Source organism: Sphingobium sp. (assembly GCF_003248505.1).
Lineage (GTDB): Bacteria > Pseudomonadota > Alphaproteobacteria > Sphingomonadales > Sphingomonadaceae > Sphingobium.
Map to the genome: position 1 here is coordinate 1 of NZ_QFOA01000005.1, position 18,851 is coordinate 18,851.

Annotated in this window: 12 protein-coding genes, 2 pseudogenes and 1 other annotated feature; of the genes and pseudogenes, 7 read left to right on the forward strand and 7 right to left on the reverse strand. The window is 60.6% G+C overall.

All coding sequences use genetic code 11. The features are described 5' to 3' along the window. Positions 1–695: 695 nt before the first annotated feature. The 5 genes and pseudogenes from DI606_RS03480 to DI606_RS03500 all read right to left on the reverse strand — a co-directional run bounded on the left by DI606_RS03480 (position 696) and on the right by DI606_RS03500 (position 4,927). The gene (locus tag DI606_RS03480; RefSeq protein ID WP_293979783.1) at positions 696–908 is read right to left on the reverse strand and encodes a cold shock domain-containing protein; all 213 of its coding nucleotides are present in this window, start codon (positions 906–908) and stop codon (positions 696–698) included. Positions 909–929: 21 nt separating this feature from the next. After that, entirely contained in the window at positions 930–1,268 is a 339-nt protein-coding gene (locus DI606_RS03485) for a TraR/DksA C4-type zinc finger protein (RefSeq protein WP_293979785.1), read from the reverse strand. Positions 1,269–1,270: 2 nt separating this feature from the next. Then, positions 1,271–2,125, reverse strand: coding sequence for a universal stress protein (locus tag DI606_RS03490; protein ID WP_293979787.1), 855 nt, complete (start codon positions 2,123–2,125; stop codon positions 1,271–1,273). Between the two features lie 12 nt (positions 2,126–2,137). After that, positions 2,138–3,622, reverse strand: a pseudogene (locus DI606_RS03495) (SulP family inorganic anion transporter). 63 nt (positions 3,623–3,685) lie between these two features. Continuing rightward, positions 3,686–4,927 (reverse strand): cyclopropane-fatty-acyl-phospholipid synthase family protein, encoded by a 1,242-nt coding sequence (locus DI606_RS03500; protein WP_293979788.1) that lies wholly within the window; start codon positions 4,925–4,927, stop codon positions 3,686–3,688. A gap of 179 nt (positions 4,928–5,106) precedes the next feature. Beyond that, positions 5,107–5,164, reverse strand: a sequence feature (sul1 is cis-regulatory element that is thought to sense ions involved in sulfur or methionine metabolism; They are found in Alphaproteobacteria). A 202-nt stretch (positions 5,165–5,366) separates the two neighbouring features. On the opposite strand from DI606_RS03500, the pseudogene DI606_RS03505 reads away from it, so the two are divergent. Continuing rightward, positions 5,367–5,795: pseudogene (locus tag DI606_RS03505) on the forward strand (transposase); the annotation flags it as partial. Between the two features lie 145 nt (positions 5,796–5,940). On the opposite strand, the gene DI606_RS03510 reads toward DI606_RS03505, so the two are convergent. Together DI606_RS03510 and DI606_RS03515 are read right to left on the reverse strand one after the other, a co-directional pair. After that, on the reverse strand, positions 5,941–6,717 hold the full coding sequence (locus DI606_RS03510) for an SDR family oxidoreductase (protein WP_293979790.1): 777 nt from the start codon (positions 6,715–6,717) through the stop codon (positions 5,941–5,943). Beyond that, complete coding sequence (locus tag DI606_RS03515; RefSeq protein ID WP_293979792.1) at positions 6,714–7,715, reverse strand: zinc-binding dehydrogenase; 1,002 nt, start codon at positions 7,713–7,715, stop codon at positions 6,714–6,716. The genes DI606_RS03510 and DI606_RS03515 overlap by 4 nt, the downstream gene beginning before the upstream one ends. Positions 7,716–7,931: 216 nt before the next feature. On the opposite strand from DI606_RS03515, the gene DI606_RS03520 reads away from it, so the two are divergent. From DI606_RS03520 to cofH, 6 genes are all read left to right on the forward strand, one after another. Continuing rightward, positions 7,932–10,613, forward strand: a complete 2,682-nt coding sequence (locus tag DI606_RS03520) for a LuxR C-terminal-related transcriptional regulator (RefSeq protein WP_293979794.1) — start codon at positions 7,932–7,934, stop codon at positions 10,611–10,613. A gap of 83 nt (positions 10,614–10,696) precedes the next feature. Further along, positions 10,697–11,626, forward strand: coding sequence for a 3-keto-5-aminohexanoate cleavage protein (locus DI606_RS03525; protein WP_293979796.1), 930 nt, complete (start codon positions 10,697–10,699; stop codon positions 11,624–11,626). After that, a complete protein-coding gene (locus tag DI606_RS03530; protein ID WP_293979990.1) occupies positions 11,623–12,717 on the forward strand; it encodes a CaiB/BaiF CoA-transferase family protein in 1,095 nt (364 codons plus the stop codon). The genes DI606_RS03525 and DI606_RS03530 overlap by 4 nt, the downstream gene beginning before the upstream one ends. Positions 12,718–13,001: 284 nt before the next feature. Next, positions 13,002–15,383 carry a TonB-dependent receptor gene (locus DI606_RS03535; RefSeq protein ID WP_293979797.1) on the forward strand — a complete coding sequence of 794 codons (2,382 nt, stop codon included), beginning with the start codon at positions 13,002–13,004 and terminating at the stop codon, positions 15,381–15,383. A gap of 103 nt (positions 15,384–15,486) precedes the next feature. Further along, complete coding sequence (locus DI606_RS03540; RefSeq protein ID WP_293979798.1) at positions 15,487–16,488, forward strand: LLM class flavin-dependent oxidoreductase; 1,002 nt, start codon at positions 15,487–15,489, stop codon at positions 16,486–16,488. After that, positions 16,485–18,824: a 5-amino-6-(D-ribitylamino)uracil--L-tyrosine 4-hydroxyphenyl transferase CofH gene (cofH, locus tag DI606_RS03545; RefSeq protein ID WP_293979799.1), complete on the forward strand. Its 2,340-nt coding sequence runs from the start codon at positions 16,485–16,487 to the stop codon at positions 18,822–18,824. Before DI606_RS03540 ends, cofH begins: the two co-directional genes overlap by 4 nt. The last annotated feature ends 27 nt before the right edge of the window (positions 18,825–18,851 follow it).

Sequence of the window (18,851 nt, forward strand, 5' to 3'; positions counted from 1 at the left end):
CAATTCCCCCCTGGGCGTCCCCACCGGACCGAATCGCGTCGCGTCTTCGGACGGTCTGGATCCCAAACGAGACGGCTTTGTCTGTCTCGCTGGCCGTTCCTAATCGGGAATGATCGAGAGGCGGCTGGTGCCGGTCAGGGAACGACAATCCGTTGACGACTGTATTATGCGGGCATATCGCTCCAAGCGATTATTCAGAGCGGAAAATGCCTACCAAAGTTGTGTCTCGAACCGCAGCGTTGCTCCTAGCCACGGCGTGTTTACCTGCACCCGCAAATGCGCGGACGGCCAATGCTACCCCGTAGGTGACAGGGCCGGTGACGCCCGCAAGCGCCGATCCACTGACAGTTACTATCCACATTGAGAACGTTGAGCGTTTCGCCAAGGTGTTGGCCGCCACCAATGGACGGCTAACCGCATCTGATATTGAAAAGGGGTATTTGGATCAGGCATCATACGGCGTGTCGGTTTTCACACCCGGCCGGCTCATGCGGCCCGGCTGGCCAACAAAATTAAAGCTGACCCGATCTTGTACAATCGGGCGGTTCATGAGTCCCTTCCCCGCGTAAAGGAAGCGACGGCCGATCTTCGGGCGATCTACCTAGTCGCCAGGATCGAGGCGGCCAAAAGCGTGAGCAGAAAGCCACATGCGAGCCGGCGGAAATTGGCGCGCAAGAAGATAAGCATGGATGGTCTCAGTCGGGTAAGAGGGACAAATTGTCGGCTTGAGGTCTTCCATCGCGGCCCTCGGCAAGGTCGAATGACCAGCGTTGGTGTTTGCGGATCTCACCAACCCCGGCGCGCAGCACGGATTTGACATGCAAGAAAACCTTGGGTTGCTTGTCGTCGCGCGATATGAAGCCATATTGCCCGTTCGCGTCGACGTATTTGACCGTGCCGGTCGGCATGATCCTCTCCTTATTGTAACCTCAGGTGCCTCGGGCACATTCAAGGCAAGTTGGTACCTCGGGTGCATGATCTAGCCGGGCGATGGCGATCTCTTCGCCGCAGTTTACGCACCAGCCATACTCACCGCTGTCGAGGCGCTGAAGAGCAGTATCGATCCGCTCTCGCTCCTGGGCGCGACGCCGCTGGGAAGCGAGTGCCATCGCCTGGACTTGCATGGCGTCGATCCGTGAAAGCCGGCCGACGCTTTCCTGGTCCAGCGTGACCGGGGCACGGTCTGCTTCGCTCAGCCTATCCTCATCGACCAGCGCCGCTCGCCTGGCGAGCAGTCGCTGGCGAACGGTATCGAGGTTGAGGCCCATTGTTAGCGGACCAGCAACACTGGAACATGGGCGGTTCGGATCATTGTCGTTGTCGTACTGCCGACGATGAGGGTGCGCAGTGGCGAATGGCCATAGGCACCCATCACCAGGATGCTGTCAGCGTTCGCCATCAGATAATCCGGGATAACCTTCTCAGGCTTGCCCTCATCCACAAACGTCCCGACGCTGAATCCGGCCATGCGGAGAGGCTCCGCCGCTCTTGCAAGAATATCGCGGCCGTCAGGCTCACGAACGCCCGCAGAAACCAGGTGCACAGGCAGGCCGCTGAACAGCGGTGACCCCGCTACCATGGCAACGGCGCGGGTCGCAGCAGCGCTATCATCGTAGGCAATGACCACCGAACGCGGGCTCTGCTTGAACTCGCGCGGCGCAATGAGCACCGGCTTGTCGCTGGCGCGCACGACGCGTTCGACCTTGGAGCCGATGTGCTCCATTGCGAATTGGCCTGACGCACCACGCTTACCGATGACGAGGAGGCCTGCGTCCGCCTCTCGCTCCACGATCGTCTCCACGATCCCGCCATGCAGGTGCATCGACGATACGGTGAGGCCATGGCTTTTCAGGCGTTCCGTTCCAGCATCGAGGAGGATGCGCCCCTCCTCGATTGCGAGGCGGCCGGTCGCTTCCTCAATTCGGGTCAGCTCTTCAAGTAGCTCACTTTTGACACCGAGACCGATGGCACCGCTGTGGTCGTGCCGCGCGGCGATCGCGTCTTTTCGTTGAACGATGTGGAGCAACTCGACAGCCACACCGAGACCTTTCGCAGCCCATGCTGCCAGATCGACGACGCTGGTTGCGTAGATGGAGGCGTCGATACACGCCAAGATACGGCTCATGATGCCCTCTCCTTAGTGAGCGCCTAGCGCTGCTTCGGCGCCGGGCTTGTCGTGAATGGCAAAGCGGTCGACCATCGTCGCGCTCGCCTGGTTGAGGCCGAGAACATCGACGTGGGTGCCTTCGCGGCGGAACTTCAGGATAGCTTTGTCAAGGCTGCCGATCGCTGAGATATCCCAGAAGTGCGCAGCCGAAACGTCGATGATGACGCTATCAAGGACTTCCTTGAAGTCGAAGGCATCGGCGAACCGCTCGGATGACGCGAAGAACACCTGACCGGACACACGGTAAGTGCGCGTCTTGCCATCGCCGCTCAGATCGGACGAGACGTCGAACAGGCGCTTGACCTTGCTGGCAAAGAACAGGCCGGAAAGAACCACGCCGGCCACCACACCCTGGGCGAGGTCGTGGGTTGAAACGACGACCAGCACCGTCACCAGCATGACCACCGACGACTGCCACGGGTGGCTCCTGAGGTTCTTGATCGATCCCCACGAGAAGGTGCCGATCGACACCATGATCATCACCGCGACCAGCGCCGGCATCGGGATACGAGCAACCAGCGGTCCCAGGACGACGATCAGGAACAGCAGGAAGACACCGGAGACGAAGGTCGAAAGCCTCGTCGAGCCACCTGATTTGATGTTGATGACCGATTACCCGATCATGGCACAGCCGCCCATCCCGCCGAGAAATCCGGTCAGGAAGTTGGCGATGCCCTGTCCCTTCATCTCGCGACGCTTGTTCGATGGCGTATCGGTCAGATCATCGACGATCTGGGCGGTCATCATCGATTCGAGCAGGCCAACGGAGGCCATGGTCAACGAGAAGGGGAAGATGATCCGCAGCGTGTCGAGCGTGAACGGCACCTTTGGAATCGAGAACGCCGGCAGCGACGAAGGCAGCTTGCCCATGTCGCCAACGGTGTTGACCTTAATTCCGGCGTAGATCGAAACGGCCGTAAGGATGACGATCGCCACCAGCGGCGACGGGATGGCCTTGGTCAAACGCGGAAAAAGGTAGATGATCGCCAGACCGGCTGCGACCATTGCGTAGGTTGCCCACCCGACATTGGTAAGCTGAGGGAGCTGCGCGATGAGGATCAGGATTGCGAGCGCATTGACGAAGCCGGTGATGACCGAGCGAGATACATACTGCATCAGCAGGTCGAGCTTCAGAAACCCGGCGATCGCCTGAATGATGCCCATCAGGATTGTCGCTGCAAACAGGTACTCGACGCCGTGATCGCGGATCAGCGGCAGGACCAGGACGGCGATCGCCGCGGTTGAGGCCGAAATCATGCCGGGGCGACCGCCCACCAGCGAGATGATGACGGCGATCGAGAAGGAGGCGAACAGCCCGACGCTCGGATCAACGCCGGCGATGATCGAGAAGCCGATCGCTTCCGGGATCAACGCGAGCGCGACAACGATGCCTGCCAGGGCGTCCCCTTTGAGATTGGATAGCCAATCCTGTCTTATGGATGTGATGCTTGTCATGAAGCCTCTGTTCTGTGTGTATGCGGGTTCGACCCGCGTCATGCGTTCAACAGCAGCGCCGCTTCAGGCAGCGTCAGCCATCGGCCGAGCATTCGCCCGGTCATTGTCGGTGATGTAGTCTCGGGTGAGCGGCACAGCGTCGACACGCCGTGCGAGCTGAATTTGGAAGTTCATGTGGCCCTGATGGCGGAACGCGCTCTCGCTTGACGCGAGATAGAAGTCCCACATGCGGCAGAAGCGTTCGTCGTAGAGCTTGGCAATTTGCGAACGGTGGGCGTGAAAGCGGCGCTGCCACTCAACCAGCGTCTCAGCATAGTGGAGACGAAGGATCTCTATGTCGGTGACCCACAAGCCAGCCCGCTCGATCGCCGGCAACACCTCGGATAGCGCCGGAATGTAGCCGCCTGGGAAAATATACTTCTCGATCCAGGGGTTGGTGATATCGGGGCCGTCCTTCCGGCCGATCGAATGGATCACCGCAACGCCGTCATCTGTCAGGAGCCCGGCGATCTTCTGAAAGAAGGTATCATAGTTTGGCACGCCGACATGCTCGAACATGCCGACTGAAACGATCCGGTGGAACGAGCCTTCAACGTCACGATAATCGGTAAGCTCGAAGTGCGCGTTGCTGAGCGAAGCACGCTCGCGCGCCACCTGGAGCTGTTCGCCCGACAGGGTGACACCCAGCACTGATACTTGCTCAGTCGCGGCAACTTCGAGCGCCATTCCGCCCCACCCACAACCGATGTCGAGAACACGCTGACCAGGCTCCAGCAGCAGTTTGGAGATGAGGTGGCGCTTCTTAGCCAGTTGCGCTTCCTCCAGGGTCATCCCCGGCTCTGCGAAGTAGGCGCAACTGTACTGCATGTCGGCGTCGAGGAAGAGCCGATAGAGGTCGAGCGATAAGTCATAATGATGCTCAACGTTGCGTCGCGAGCGCAGGCGCGCATTGGTCTGCTGGAACCGGCGTTTCAGCCGCAGCGCGATGTTGCTGAGATTGGACTGCGACAATTTGAGCGCCGCCTTGTTGCGGAATAGCAGCGCGAACATGTCGGCGAGTGTGCCCTTCACTAGCACCAGCGTGCCATCGACGAATGCCTCGCCAAGCGCGAGATCTGGATTGGCCGAAATCCTTCGAGCAGCGACGGCGGTTAGGCCAAGAATGACCTCTGGGCCGGAACGATCGCCAAAATGGAGCAGCTCACCAGAGCTACCATCCACGAAAGCTAAGTTGCCGACCGTCAAGATACGATCGAGGAGAAGGGAAAGAGCACGCCCCGGGTGGACGTGGGTGGAATCGAACAAGCGGTCTTGGTCGTTGGATTGTATCGCGCAAAGCGTCATCGGCTAATAACCTTAGCTGAGCGTACACGCGTGCTGCACAGCACAGGGCTGCGAAAGGCCGAGTGTCAGCGATCAGATTAACGGGGGAACAAGCCCAAGCGGCAGCGACCACATCGGTCAGCAGGCGGCGGGGTTTGTCAGGTTATCCCGGGGATAGGCGCCGGGCCGAGCCACCTAGCAAAGAATGCTAGGTCCGGCGGATGCCGACGCACTTAGAAGATATGTTGCCCATGTGCAAGAGAAAATCGAGCAGGCACCTTGGTGCGCTTGGGGCGTAGCTCCGAAGAAGCGCTTTGTCCCAAAATACCATTCAGACCACCTCGTGGGACACGATCTCCGGACCGTGTGAAAAGATGGGTCTGCGATTCCGCCGTGCCGCGGATCGGGGTATGCTACGGGTATGGCGTATATCGAGGGTCATGCGCGCGACCAGGCGCTGCTGCTGCCAGCATAGGTTGAGGATTACGTGTCGGCGGACAACCCGGTGCGCTTCATCAATGCTTTCGTCGACGATCTCGATCTGGGCGAGGCTGAGTTCCATCGTTCGCAGCCGAAGGCCACCGGACGGCCGGGCTATCACCCGGGCGATATGATGAAGCTGTACCTGTACGGCTACCTCAACCGGGTGCGGTCGAGCCGGCGCCTTGAGGCGGAAACGACGCGCAATCTCCAACCGATCTGGCTGCTGCGCGGGCTGCGGCCCGACTTCAAGACCATCGCTGATTTCCGGCGTGACAACCGCTCCGCATTCAAGGCGGTGTTCCGCGCGTTCGTGGTACTGTGTCGCAAGCTCGACCTGTTCGGGTACGAGCTATTGGCGGTGGACGGATGCGGGCACATCTGTCCGGATCGTTATGGAGATTGTACCAGCAAAAACATCGAAAAACAGCCATTCTCCGGACGTCAATGAACGCCTTTGGAGAGGGCTGAGCCGGAATCGAACCCGTGTTTCAGCCGTGAGAGGGCTTTGGCCTTCAGCCGCAACCCACGACACCGCCGTCGACCGGAATTTCCGCGCCGGTGATATAGGCACCCGCGCGCGAGCACAGGAAAATGACGATGCCCGCAATATCATCCGGCGAACCAAGGCGTCGGAGCGGAATATGCGCCAGCAGATCGGGATCGACGTGATCCTCGTCGCGCATGTGTGCCGTCATTTTGGTCGGGAAAAACCCGGGAATGACAGCATTGACCGTAATGTTGCGTTCGGCGAGATCGCCAGCGAGATCCCGGGTCATCATATGCACAGCAGCCTTGCTTGCGGCGTAGCTGTAGGCACTGAGCCGCGCTGTCTTAACACCTGCAACGGAACCGATGTTGATCACCCGCGCCGGGTCGGCAGAGGTGCCGGATGCACCCAGTTCGGGCAGGAGTTCGCGGACCATGGTGAACGGCGTCTGGACATTCACCGCCATCACGCTCGGCCAAGCCTTGTCGGGAAAGCTATCGATCGCCCCCCCCCAAGTTTTACCCGCATTGTTGACCAATATATGACATTCGCCGACCGCATCGCGATAGCGGGCGACAAGGTCGACGGCCGCTTCGGGCGTCGACAAATCGGCGGGCAGGGGTATGCACGACCCCAGCGCAGCCATTTCCCGCGCCGCCTCTTCGCAAATTTCGGCCTTGCGCGATGTGATCGCCACGGTTGCCCCAGCACGCAGCAGGCCTTCGGCGATCATGCGGCCCAAGCCCTGCGCCCCGCCGGTGACCAGCGCCTTCTTGCCGACCAGACTGAACAGGTCGCTCACATCGTCACCACGACTTTGCCGAACTTATGCTGGTCGCGCAGATGCAACAGCGCTTCCTTGGCCTGTCCGAGCGGATAGGCCGCTTCTATCACGGGCTTAATCTGATGCTTCTCGGCAAAGGCGAGCATTTCCTTAAAGTCCTGCGGATCGCCGACCTGGCTACCGACGATGCTGGCGCTTTTCAAAAAGATGTCGGTCGCATTGAACTTGATCTCATTTCCAGCGGTTGACCCGTAGATGACGATCCGTGCACCCGGATTGATCGCGCGGACATAATTGGCGAAGCTGGGCGAGGGCGCGCCGTCCAGCACAACGTCAATGCCGCCGGTCAGCTTGCCCACCTGCTTACGCCAATCGGGATCGGTATAGAGCAGGCCGCCCTTGGCCCCCATTGCCACGGCGCGATCGATCACGTCCTGATTTTCGCCGGTGACATAGACATTGGCACCCTTGGCCACAGCAAAGGCCAAGCCGAACGTCGCAACGCCGCCGCCCACGCCACTGATGAGCAGCGTCTCTCCCGCTCCCAGCCGTCCCTTGAACATGAGCGCGCGCCATGATGTCAGCGCCGTCAGCGGCATCGCCCCTGCTTCTTCAAAGCTCATAAAGGTTGGCTTGGGCGCCAGATTGTCGACCGGCACACAAATATATTCGGCGATCGTACCGGCAAAGGGCATGCCGAGCAGGCCGAAATCGGCGGCAGGCGCATGGCGGTTCGGGCCCCAGTTGCGCGCGGGATACAGCACGACCTCATCGCCCTCGCCGACGCCCGTGACACCTTCGCCGATCATGTCGACCACGCCCGCGCCGTCGCAGCCCAGCGTAACCGGCACGGTCATGCCAGGATATTGTCCTTGGGTTATGAACAGTTCGCGATGGTTGATGGACGCCGCCCGAAGCGCGACACGTACCTCGCCCGGACCGGGCACGGGCGTTTCTACTTCCGCCACAACGACGGATTCGGGGCCGTCGATCCGTTCGAGATATAGGGCCTTCATGGTCAACCTTTCCTATTATCCTGCTAGGTACCGCAACCTGTATCACGACGCTGGGTGCGTAACGATCTTGGCGCCTTCGATAGGAAGCTGGACAGTTTTCCGTCTCATCGGGAACCTATCTGTCGATAGGAAAAAGGGATTGCCTTATATAATCACCGGGTAGAATATATTTTGGATAACAAGCGAATCGCGCCAAGCGCGCTAGGAGAGAAGAGCATGACCGTCGTGCCTACAGCTATCTTGCCGCCGCGTTCGACGCATCAGCCAATCCGCCGCGCCGCGTTGGTTGCGCTGACGGACAAGGTAGCCCAGTCGCGCATGACGGTGGTGTCCGCGCCTGCTGGAAGCGGCAAGACGACCGCGATGTTGTATTGGGCAGATCAACTCAAAACGCAGGGGCGTCCCGTTCTTTGGCTGGCGGCCAGGGCAGGGATAGAAAGCAAGCGTTCGTTCCTGCTGGCCCTCAAGGCGGCGGGCCTCTCTGCCGGTCTGCAATGGGATGCCCTGGACACCAGCGCATCTGACGCAAGCTGGCTGTCCGTGCTCGCGTCGATGGGCAGCGTGAGGCCGGTCATCATCGTCGACGATGCGCAATTTCTGGCAAAGCCTATCATGGAATTTCTCGCGCAATTGTCGTCGAGCGCGCGCGATGCGTTGACCATTATCATTGCGGCTCGCGGTACGGTGGGCCTGTCGCTGGCACGCATGCGCGCCCTCGGATTTTTGGTCGAAGTGGGTTTTTCCGATCTGTCGTTTACCTTGGCCGAAGCCACGGAATTGGTCACGCGGTCCATCGGAACGCCTGTCGATTCGCGCGATCTTCAGGATATCGTAGGCGATACTCAGGGTTGGGTATCCGGCATCGTCATAGCCTGCGACCTATATCGCCGACAGAGCGAAAGCGCCGTCAAGCTTCGTTTGACGGGTCTGCGTCCCGAGTTCGCGGAGTATTTCCACGATGAGGTCGTGAATTTGCAACCGGACGATGTCCGCCGCTTTTTGGTGGACACATCGATCCTGGATGAACTGACGCCCTCGGCCTGTGCCGCGGTGACGGGCGACGAAAATGCCCGTGCGATGCTGGACCATGTCTTTCGCGAGGGATTGTTCCTGAACGCGATCGATCAGGAGCATAGTCGCTATGCCTATCACCGGCTGTTTCGGGAAATGGTGCTGGGCCGGCTGCTCGATCGGGCGCCTGACAGAGCGGCCATTATGCATCGGCGGGCCAGCGTATATTTCGCCGACATAGGCCAGCTTGCCATGGCGATCGAACATGCACGGCTGAGCGGCGATAAGACCTTTCTCGCCGACCAGCTGGACAGTCTGGCCGAGGGGCTAACCTATTCGGGTTATCTCTATCGTATCGACGAACTCGGCGCGGAACTGCCTTGGCATATATTGGCCGATAGGCCCAACCTGCTTCTCGCGCTGGCATGGAGACGCATCCGCCAATTGGCATTTTCATCGGCTGACAGGCTGATCGGCGCCGCACGGCGGGCGTGTGAAGCGAAGCGCGAGGCCCGGTTCTTGCCCGCCCATGAAATCGAGCAGCTCGACCTGCTGATCCGCCATCGCTTGGTGATGCTGGCGGCGGCGCGCGACGATATGGTCACGGTCGAAACCGATTCCGAACCGTTGCTGGCGGAATTGGCTGACAGCCATGCCTATCTCAGCTGCACCCTGTTGGCACAGCTCATGTCGGCGCGGCGCGAGCTTTATCATTTTCAGGACATGCTCAAGCTGGAGGCTGAAACAAGTCGCGCTCTGTCGCGTCCCGGTTCGGCCTTCGCATCGATCGCCCTTAAGGCCTCGGTCGCGCCGACCATGATGGCACAAGGCAAAATTCCCCTGGCGCAACGCTTTCTGGAGGAGGCCTTCGCTCTGGCCGTCGAAATCCATGGCGTTGGGTCCGGCTTAGCCGCGCTTCCCGCGCTGCCGCTGGCGGAGCTGCTTTACGACGCAGGCGACCTCGACCAGGCGTCGGAACTGGCGGAACAATATCTGCCCGTTGTGCGGCAATGGGGATTTTCCGATCAGATGGCATCGGGCTATCTGGTCAGCGCGCGTTTGCGGGCTGCAAGAGGCGACCTTCCCAGTGCGCTTTCGACCCTGAATGATGCCCATCTCGTCGCGATCGAATGCGGGCTTGACCGGCTGCGCTCCTTCATCGTCGCCGAAGAGGTGCGGCTTTTGATAAAAGCGGGGCAGATCGACGAAGCGGAGCAGCATTTCATCGCAGGCGATCCGCAATTGGAAGGCGAGCCCATTCCGACCCTGCACCCCACGCGACGCAATGAAAATATTGCAATCGCATGGCTCAGGATAGAGATGCAGCGGCATCGGCTGGGCCGGGCGCGCAAGGTCGCCTATCGTTGGCTGGAATTCGTCAAGCGCGCCGGAGCGACCCGTTCCGCCGTGATCTTCGAATTGCTGCTGGCCGAGATCGCAGTACTTCAGGGCAACCGATCCGAAGCACGCAGGGCTGTTCGCGCAGCCGTAGAGATGGCCGAACCGGCTGGTTGGGTGCGGGTCTTTGTCGATGAAGGGGAAGTCATCGCGTCTTTGATCATCGAGGCCTATTCGCAGGGCCCCGAACTGGAAACGCCGGCAGATCGTTTCGCTGTCCGTCTTGTGTCGATGTTGCGGCGGGGACCGCAGATTGAGGCAGAGGAAGAGGAGAATGACGAGTTCGGCCTGACCGGACGCCTCGCCAATCGGGAGGTCGACATTTTGACGATGGTGAGCGGAGGGCTTCGGAACCGGGAAATCGGCGATCGCCTCGGCCTGACCGAAGGAACGGTGAAATGGTATATGCAGCAAATCTACGACAAGCTGGGCGTGCGTCGGCGACCGCAGGCGGTACTGAGGGCGCGTCAGCTTGGCATTTTGCCATGAAGCGCCGACCGCTTCCTATCGAAGGATAGATTGCGCCGCTGGCGCAACCTGCGACCGGCGCAGCCTGCGCGAAAGGAAATATCATGGCAAAACGCAAGGTCATCATCAGCTGCGCGATCACAGGCGCGATCCACACGCCCTCCATGTCGCCCTATCTGCCTGTAACGGCGGAGGAGATTGCGCAATCGGCGGTCGGCGCGGCAGAGGCCGGCGCGGCCATCATTCATTTGCATGCACGCAATCCTGTCGATGGACGACCGGATCAGAACCCGGATCTGTTCGAACCCTTCCTAAAAGTCATCAAGCAGCGCGCCGACGCCGTTTTAAATCTGACTACGGGTGGGCACCCGTCCATGACGGTGCAGGAGCGAATCCGTCCTGCCCAGACCTTTGCGCCGGAAGTGGCCAGCCTGAATATGGGCACGATGGGTTTTGGTTTGTTTCCGATGCTAGATCGATTCAAATCTTTCAAGCACGATTGGGAACCCGCTGCGCTCGAAGCGTCCCGGGATCTCGTGTTCAAGAACACCTATGCCGACATCGAGCATCTGTTGACCACCCTGTCGCCGCTGGGTACGCGTTTCGAATTTGAATGCTATGACACCAGCCACCTTTATAACCTGAAATATTTTCTCGATCGCGGCTTGGTGAAAGCGCCGCTGTTCATCCAGACCTGCTTTGGCATATTGGGCGGCATCGGCAGCCATCCCGACGATATCATGCATATGAAGCGAACGGCCGATCGGCTGTTCGGCGATCAATATGAATGGTCGGTGCTGGGGGCGGGCGCGCGCCAGATGAGCATCGTCGCCATGGCGGCATCGATGGGCGGCAATGTGCGCATCGGTCTGGAGGATTCGCTTTGGGGCGGTCCGGGGCGGCTGGCGCAGACCAATGCGGAACAGGTGACGACAGCGCGGCAGATCCTCGAAGGCATGGGCCTCGAAGTCGCCACGCCGGACGAGGCGCGCGCCATGCTGGATCTCAAAGGTGCGGACCGGACGAATATCTGATGACGGGCACGGGTGCATTGGCGGGGATTCGCCTGCTGGAAATCGACGCGATCGGTCCTGTGCCGCTTGCTGCCATGCTATTGGCGGACATGGGGGCGGAGATTATCCGAATTGCCCGCCCGCCCTCGGCAGCGGCGGGCGACTGGGACGATGTCGGCGGCGACATATTGCACCGCAGCCGGGCAGTGACATATCTCGATCTGAAGCAGGACGCGGATCGCGAACAGTTGCTAGCCTTGGTCGAACGGGCTGACGGCTTGATCGAGGGATACCGGCCCGGCGTAATGGAACGATTAGGGGTCGGTCCCGACGTCTGTCTGGCGCGCAATCCGCGGTTCGTGTTCGGTCGGATGACAGGCTGGGGCCAGTCCGGTCCGCTCGCGATGCGGGCCGGCCACGACATCAACTATCTGTCGATCACCGGCGCGCTCCATGCAATGGGAGATCGGCGCGGAACGCCGCCGGTGCCGCTCAATTTGGTGGGCGACTATGGCGGCGGCGCTATGTTCCTGATCTTCGGCTTGTTGAGCGCATTGCTGGCGGCCCAGCGGACGGGCCAGGGACAGGTGGTCGATGCCTGCATCACCGATGGCGTAGCGTCGTTGATGAGCCTCTTCTACGCATGGCAGCCCAAGGGTTTGTGGGAGGATGCGCCAGGGTCCAATCTGCTGGACGGCGCCGCGCCATTCTACCGCTGTTATGAATGCGCCGACGGGCGGCATGTCGCGGTAGGTTGCTTGGAACCGAAGTTTTTTGCCCAGATGGTGGGCGGATTGGGTCTTTCCGACCGCCGCTATGTTCAGAACGATCGCGACGGCTGGCCAGCGATGCAGACCGATTTCGCGGCGGCTTTTAAAACGAAGAGCCGGGATGAATGGGCGGCTTTGTTCGCCATGAGCGACGCTTGCGTGACGCCCGTTCTATCGATGGAGGAAGCGCCTCGTCATGCGCATAATGAAGAGCGCGGGACTTTCGTCGGACGACACGGCATAGTCCAGCCTGCGCCCGCGCCTCGATTGTCGCTCGATGCTGCAGCGATCGGCGAGCCATCTGTCGCAACGGTCGAGGAGTTGATCGCGGCTTGGTCTTAATATGCTGTGAGGCCAGCGCTGTGCGATCCGCCGTTTGTATATTTGCTTGGGATCGGGAAAAGGCCCGAGGTCCCCTGTCGCTTTGATCTGCTTACAAGGCGCGCGCCATTTCCGCATGAGATACTGCGGCGCAAATGCAACATCATCAGCAATAATATTCATTGGAGCTAAATCCTACCGGAAGATAGGTGGGAAAATCGGGGCTATACCGATTTTGCCGCAAGCGATCACGCCTGCGCGCAGTGCCGATGGAATCGACAAATTGCTTTGATGAGAGGATTTTTATGCGACTGGCTGCCCTGAAACTGACATTGGTTGCGAGCGCTGCTGCAATTGCAGTTCCCTCTTGGGCCCAGACTGACGCACCAGTCGCACCGCAGGCGGATAGCGCCAATAGTGGTGACATCGTGGTCACGGCCCGCCGCCGCGAAGAGCGGCTGCAGGACGTGTCTGTCTCCATTTCCGCTTTCTCCGCCGATGCGCTCGAACGCAGTACGGTTCAAACCGTCAGCGACATCAAGACGATTGCGCCCGGCTTCACTTTCTCCTCCGATGGAGGCAAGGACAATGTGGCTCTGACGCTGCGCGGTATCGGTCAGTTGCCTTTGGGCGAAGTCACGCCCGGCGTGGTCATCTATCTGAACGACACACCCTTGCCGGCGGTCGGTTCGAATGTGCCCACTTACGACATTGGCAGCATTCAGGTACTCAAGGGGCCGCAGGGCACGCTGTTCGGTCGCAACACGTTGGGCGGTGCGGTCGTGATCGGTAGCCAGAAGCCGAGCTACAAATTCGAAGGCTATGTGGAGGGTACATACGGTCGGTTCGACTATCGCGAACTGGAAGGCGCTGTGAATATCCCCATCGTCGAGGATAAGGTCGCTTTCCGCGCCGCAGGTCAGATTCGTCGTCAGGATCCCCGTACGATAGCGTTCGACGGCGGCCCCGGATTCGATAATATCCATCAGGATGCCTACCGCCTCTCTCTGTTGGTTGAGCCGTTCGACGGCCTCAAGAGCACGACCATTTATGAATATTTCAAGGGCGACGAACTGGCAGGCGGCGTCTATCTTCTGCGTGAGAATTTCCCGTTCGCAGCGCTCGGATTGGGTGCCGTCGAACCGCAGGTGCAGGCGGCTCTCCAAACGCAAAGGGACAATCGTCGCGGATCGTTCGATGGCGGGATCAACGGTGGGGCATCCTACCGCAAAACCACAGCCATCACGAATGACACGTCGTTCAACTTCGGCGATCTGACGCTGCGGAATATTTTCGGCTACCGGAAAAATTACAGCTATCAGTTGATCAACACCAGTGGATTGCCGCAATTGCAGGTGCCTACGGGCCTGCCGGCCCCTGCGCCTTCTGCCGTGCCGTTCACGCTGTTCACGGCGTCGTCCGTGCTGGATCGGCAGTATCTGACGAATGAAACCCAGTTGCTGGGCGATTTTGGATCGTTTAATTTCATCGTCGGCGGCTTCTACAATAATGACAAGCCCAACGGCGCGAGCGGATCGCAATTTACGGCGTTTTCGGTGGGCGGCGTGCCTGCCCCAGCGGTGACGGCCCATGTCCGCAACAAGAACTGGGCAGTCTATGGCCAGATCGGCTATGAATTCACCGACAAGTTGAAGCTCAATCTCGGCGCTCGCTACAGCTGGGACAAGGTGTCGGCTTGCGGCGGCACCATCGGCACGAACTATGTCGATGAATCCACCTGCCTCAGCACGGCGGCCCTGGGTCTGGCCGACGGCGTCGGCACCGTGTCCAACAAGGGCGAAGAGCCGAGTTGGACCATCGGCCTCGACTATAAGGCGACCCCGGACTGGCTGCTCTATGTCGTGTCGCGGCGAGGCTATCGCGGCGTCAACGTTAACACGCCATTGTTCGAAACACCCTTTACCACGGGCGGCACGAACCCGGCTTGCGCTGCGACAGGCGGCGTCTGCGCGGACCTTCGCCCCTTCCAGAAGACCGGGGAGGAAAAGATCACCGACGTCGAGATCGGCTCCAAATATGACTATCATGTCGGTTCGGCACGCGGGCGTCTCAACCTCGCGGCTTATTACAGCAAATATAAGAATGCGCTTCAGTTCCTGAACACGCAGACCACCGTTCCGAACGGCACGCCGGATTCGCCGACCAACGGATCGCTGGCCGTCAATGTCGCCGATCTGCGAATCTGGGGCGTCGAAATGGAGGCATCGATCAGCCCCGTGCGGAGCCTTACCGTCAGTTTCAACGCCGCCTATACCAATGTGAAGGTGGAAAGCCTGACCATCCCTGCAGCGCTGCCTTCGACCATCGTGCTGGGTGAGGGGCAGATCAACAGATATTCGCCCAGCTTCTCCGGCACCGCCAGTGTAAGCTGGACGCTGCCGATCCGTCCGGCCGATGGGGATGTGGTGTTCAACGCCGACCTGTTCATGACCGACGATTTCGGCGGTCAGAATGGCGAACAGCTGCCGGGCTACCAACTGGCCAATGCCCGACTGGATTGGCGCGGTATTGGTGGCATTGGCCTTGACCTCGGCTTCTACGTCAAGAATCTGTTCAACGAGAAATATTTCGCGGCGACCAGCAACCTTATTCCATCCTTCCCGACGAGTTCCGTTTATATCGGTGAGCCACGGACCTGGGGCATCATGGCCAAATACGCCTTCTAAGCGCCTATTGGAGGGGAAGGCGAGCGATCTGCCCGCATTCCCCTTTATAAGGACAGGTTTGCGCATGGACGGCAGGGCTTAGGAAGGTCCCGAGAGGAAGACCATGAAGCTCGGCATATGCAGCATGTGGGGAGACAGGCTGGACGGATTCCGAGAGGAAGTCCGTCTCGCCTCGGATCTCGGTTTCGATCTGATCAACGTGGGCGATTCGCCAGCGGGTTGGCACGAGCTCTATGTGTCGTTGACGCTTGCTGCGCTTGAAGCGCCGAACGCTATTCTGGCACCGCTGGTCACCTCGCCCTTCATGCGGCATCCGCTGGTAACGGCCTCTGCCCTCGGCAGCATCGACGATCTTTCCGGCGGTCGAGTGGCGCTGGGCCTGGCGACCGGCGCCAGCACGGTGATGGCGATCGGCCGCCCACCCGCCACGCAGCAGGAAATCCGCAAGGAACTGTCGGCGTTACGCGACCTGTTCGCCGGAAAACCGACGCAGATGGACGGCGCGCACATCAGTCCGCTCCGTTTCGCCCGCCCAATTCCGATCTATTATTCGGCTTTCGGTCCCAAGGCATTGGCATTGGCCGGCGAGCAGGCCGACGGTGTCATACTCTTCGCGGGGGAACGGCATCTCGACGCTCTGAAGGATAGGATCGACATTGTCCGGGCGGCGGCGCAGGCAGCAGGTCGCAACCCCCTGTCGATCGACATATGGGTGGTATCCTTCGCATCCATCCGCCCCACCCGGGCCGAGGCAGTGGACGACCTCAGGGCATTCATCGTCGTCAACGGCATGGCCTTTCGCACGCCCGAAACCCTGGCGCGTGTCCCTACACAGTTTCGCGGCAAGATCGACGCGTTGCATGCGCGTTACGATCCCACTGAACATGTGGTCGTGGGCGGCAGAAATGTGGCACTGATGGAGGAATTGGGCCTGACCGAGTTTTTAGCGGACTTCGATACGCTGGCCGGCCCGGAAGATGCGGCCGTAGATATGTTGCGGAGCTTGAAAGCGATGGGTGTATCTACCTTCATTGCGGCCTTGCCTGGGCACGCGGCGCCGCTAGAAACGATTCACGGGCTTGCCCGAGCGCGGAGTATGATGTGATACTGGATCTACTGCACCTGAGCGAAGACGAAGCGGCGGGCATCGCGGAAGTGTTGAAAACACGGACGCTCGAAGACATGATGGCAGTGGCGGAGGCGATGACGATGGCCGCGCATGGCCGTCGCGTGACTTATTCGCGCAAGGTCTTCATTCCGCTCACCAAATTATGCCGTGACGTTTGCCATTACTGCACCTTTGCTACCACGCCTGCCCGCGCTGGCGACGCCTATCTGGGTAAGGACGAGGTTCTGGCCATCGCTCGCGCAGGTGCGGCCGCCGGTTGCCGCGAAGCGTTGTTTACGCTGGGCGATCGGCCTGAATCCCGCTACGCCGCCGCGCGTGAAGCCTTGGCGGCGCTGGGGCATGACTCGACCCTGTCCTATCTGGCCGAAATGGCAGAGCTTGTCTTCCGCGAGACGGGCTTGCTGCCGCATCTCAATCCTGGCCTTATGGACAGCGAGGACTATGCGCTCTTGCGGCCGCATGCCGCCTCTATGGGCATCATGCTGGAAAGCAGCTCCGATCGCCTGTGCGCGCGAAGCGGCCCGCATTTCGGCTCGCCCGATAAGGTGCCAGCCCTGCGCCTGGCCGCTATCGAGGATGCCGGACGGGCGCGCGTGCCGTTCACCACGGGCTTGCTGATCGGCATCGGCGAAACCCGCGATGAGCAGGTGGATGCGCTGGTCGCCATCCGCGACCTGCACCGGCGCTATGGCCATATTCAGGAAGTCATCATCCAGAATTTTCGGGCAAAGCCTGGAACGCGCATGGCCGACCATGCAGAACCCTCGCTCGACGATCATCTTTGGGCGGTTGCCGCCGCGCGCATCATCCTGGGGCCTGAGATGACGATCCAGGCGCCGCCCAATCTGCACGATCGCGTCGATCTGGCGCCGCTGATCCGGGCTGGCGTCAACGACTGGGGCGGGGTGTCGCCGGTGACGCCGGACCATGTGAATCCGGAGGCTCCCTGGCCGCATCTGGAGATATTGGAAGACGCCACCAACGCCGCGGGTCGCCAGTTGATGCAACGGCTGGCCATCGGCCCGCGCTATGCCCTTGGCGCGCGGGATTGGGCTGCGCCTGCCGTCGCTGCGCATATTTTGCGCGCTATCGATGGACGGGGATTGCCCAAGGGCGACGATTGGTTCGCAGGGCATGGCGATTCCGCGCCGGACATCATGCCGCTGGAGTCCGGTTCCGCCTCCCCATCGATCCTGTCCATCCTTGACGCTGCGGAGGAAGGTAAACGGCTGAGCGAACGGGATATCGTGACCCTGTTCGGTGCCGAGCAGCATGATCTCGCCGCCATCGTTGACCGGGCAGACCGGTTGAGATGGCAAGCCGTGGGCGACACGCTGACCTATGCCGTCAACCGCAACATCAACTATACCAATATCTGCCTCTATAAATGCGGCTTCTGCGCCTTTTCCAAGGGCAGCACCAAGGCGATGCGCGGTCCGGCCTACAGGCTGGACATGGACGAGGTCGGACGTCGCGCGGCCGAAGCCTGGGATCGTGGCGCGACCGAAGTCTGCCTGCAGGGCGGGATTCATCCCGATTATGACGGGCATACTTATCTCAATGTCCTCAAGACCGTGCGCCAGGCCGCGCCGGATATTCACATCCACGCCTTTTCGCCGCTGGAAGTGACGCATGGCGCGCGCACGCTCGGCCTGCCGCTGGAAGATTATCTGGCGCGGCTGAAGGAGGCGGGGCTGTCCACGCTGCCCGGTACGGCGGCGGAGATACTCGACCCCGAAATTCGCGCTATCATCTGCCCGGACAAGGTGACGGCGGATGAATGGATCGAGGTGATGCGCGTGGCGCACGGCGTGGGCCTGCGCAGCACGGCCACGATCATGTTCGGCCATGTCGAAGAATATAGGCATTGGGCCCGGCATCTTCTCCGCATTCGCGGATTGCAGGAAGAGACCGGCGGCTTCACCGAGTTCGTGCCGCTGCCCTTCGTCCATATGGAATCGCCGATATGGCGCAAGGGGCTGGCGAGATCGGGGCCGAGCTATCGTGAAGCGGTGCTGATGCACGCCGTGGCACGCATCGTGCTGCATCCGGTGATCCCAAACATCCAGGTGTCCTGGGTGAAGATGGGGCCAGAGGGCGCTGCAGCGATCCTGAATGCGGGCGCCAACGACATGGGCGGCACGCTGATGGACGAATCCATCACCCGGGCTGCGGGTGGCGTCAACGGGCAGGAATTCGGTCCGAAGGAAATGCAGGCGCTGGCGGCATCGGTCGGACGGCCTGTGCTACAACGCACCACGCTTTACGAACCGGTTAGACCGCGGCGTGCCGCTCTGGCTGGACTATCCTGAATCATCTGCCATATCGCTCGTGAGCGT

What these genes read in the sequence shown, in the direction of transcription:
- DI606_RS03480 (WP_293979783.1), bottom strand. Translation starts at nt 908, where the DNA reads ATGCCGACCGGCACGGTCAAATACGTCGACGCGAACGGGCAATATGGC.
- DI606_RS03485 (WP_293979785.1), bottom strand. Translation starts at nt 1,268, where the DNA reads ATGGGCCTCAACCTCGATACCGTTCGCCAGCGACTGCTCGCCAGGCGA.
- DI606_RS03490 (WP_293979787.1), bottom strand. Translation starts at nt 2,125, where the DNA reads ATGAGCCGTATCTTGGCGTGTATCGACGCCTCCATCTACGCAACCAGC.
- DI606_RS03515 (WP_293979792.1), bottom strand. Translation starts at nt 7,715, where the DNA reads ATGAAGGCCCTATATCTCGAACGGATCGACGGCCCCGAATCCGTCGTT.
- DI606_RS03520 (WP_293979794.1), top strand. Translation starts at nt 7,932, where the DNA reads ATGACCGTCGTGCCTACAGCTATCTTGCCGCCGCGTTCGACGCATCAG.
- DI606_RS03525 (WP_293979796.1), top strand. Translation starts at nt 10,697, where the DNA reads ATGGCAAAACGCAAGGTCATCATCAGCTGCGCGATCACAGGCGCGATC.
- DI606_RS03535 (WP_293979797.1), top strand. Translation starts at nt 13,002, where the DNA reads ATGCGACTGGCTGCCCTGAAACTGACATTGGTTGCGAGCGCTGCTGCA.
- DI606_RS03540 (WP_293979798.1), top strand. Translation starts at nt 15,487, where the DNA reads ATGAAGCTCGGCATATGCAGCATGTGGGGAGACAGGCTGGACGGATTC.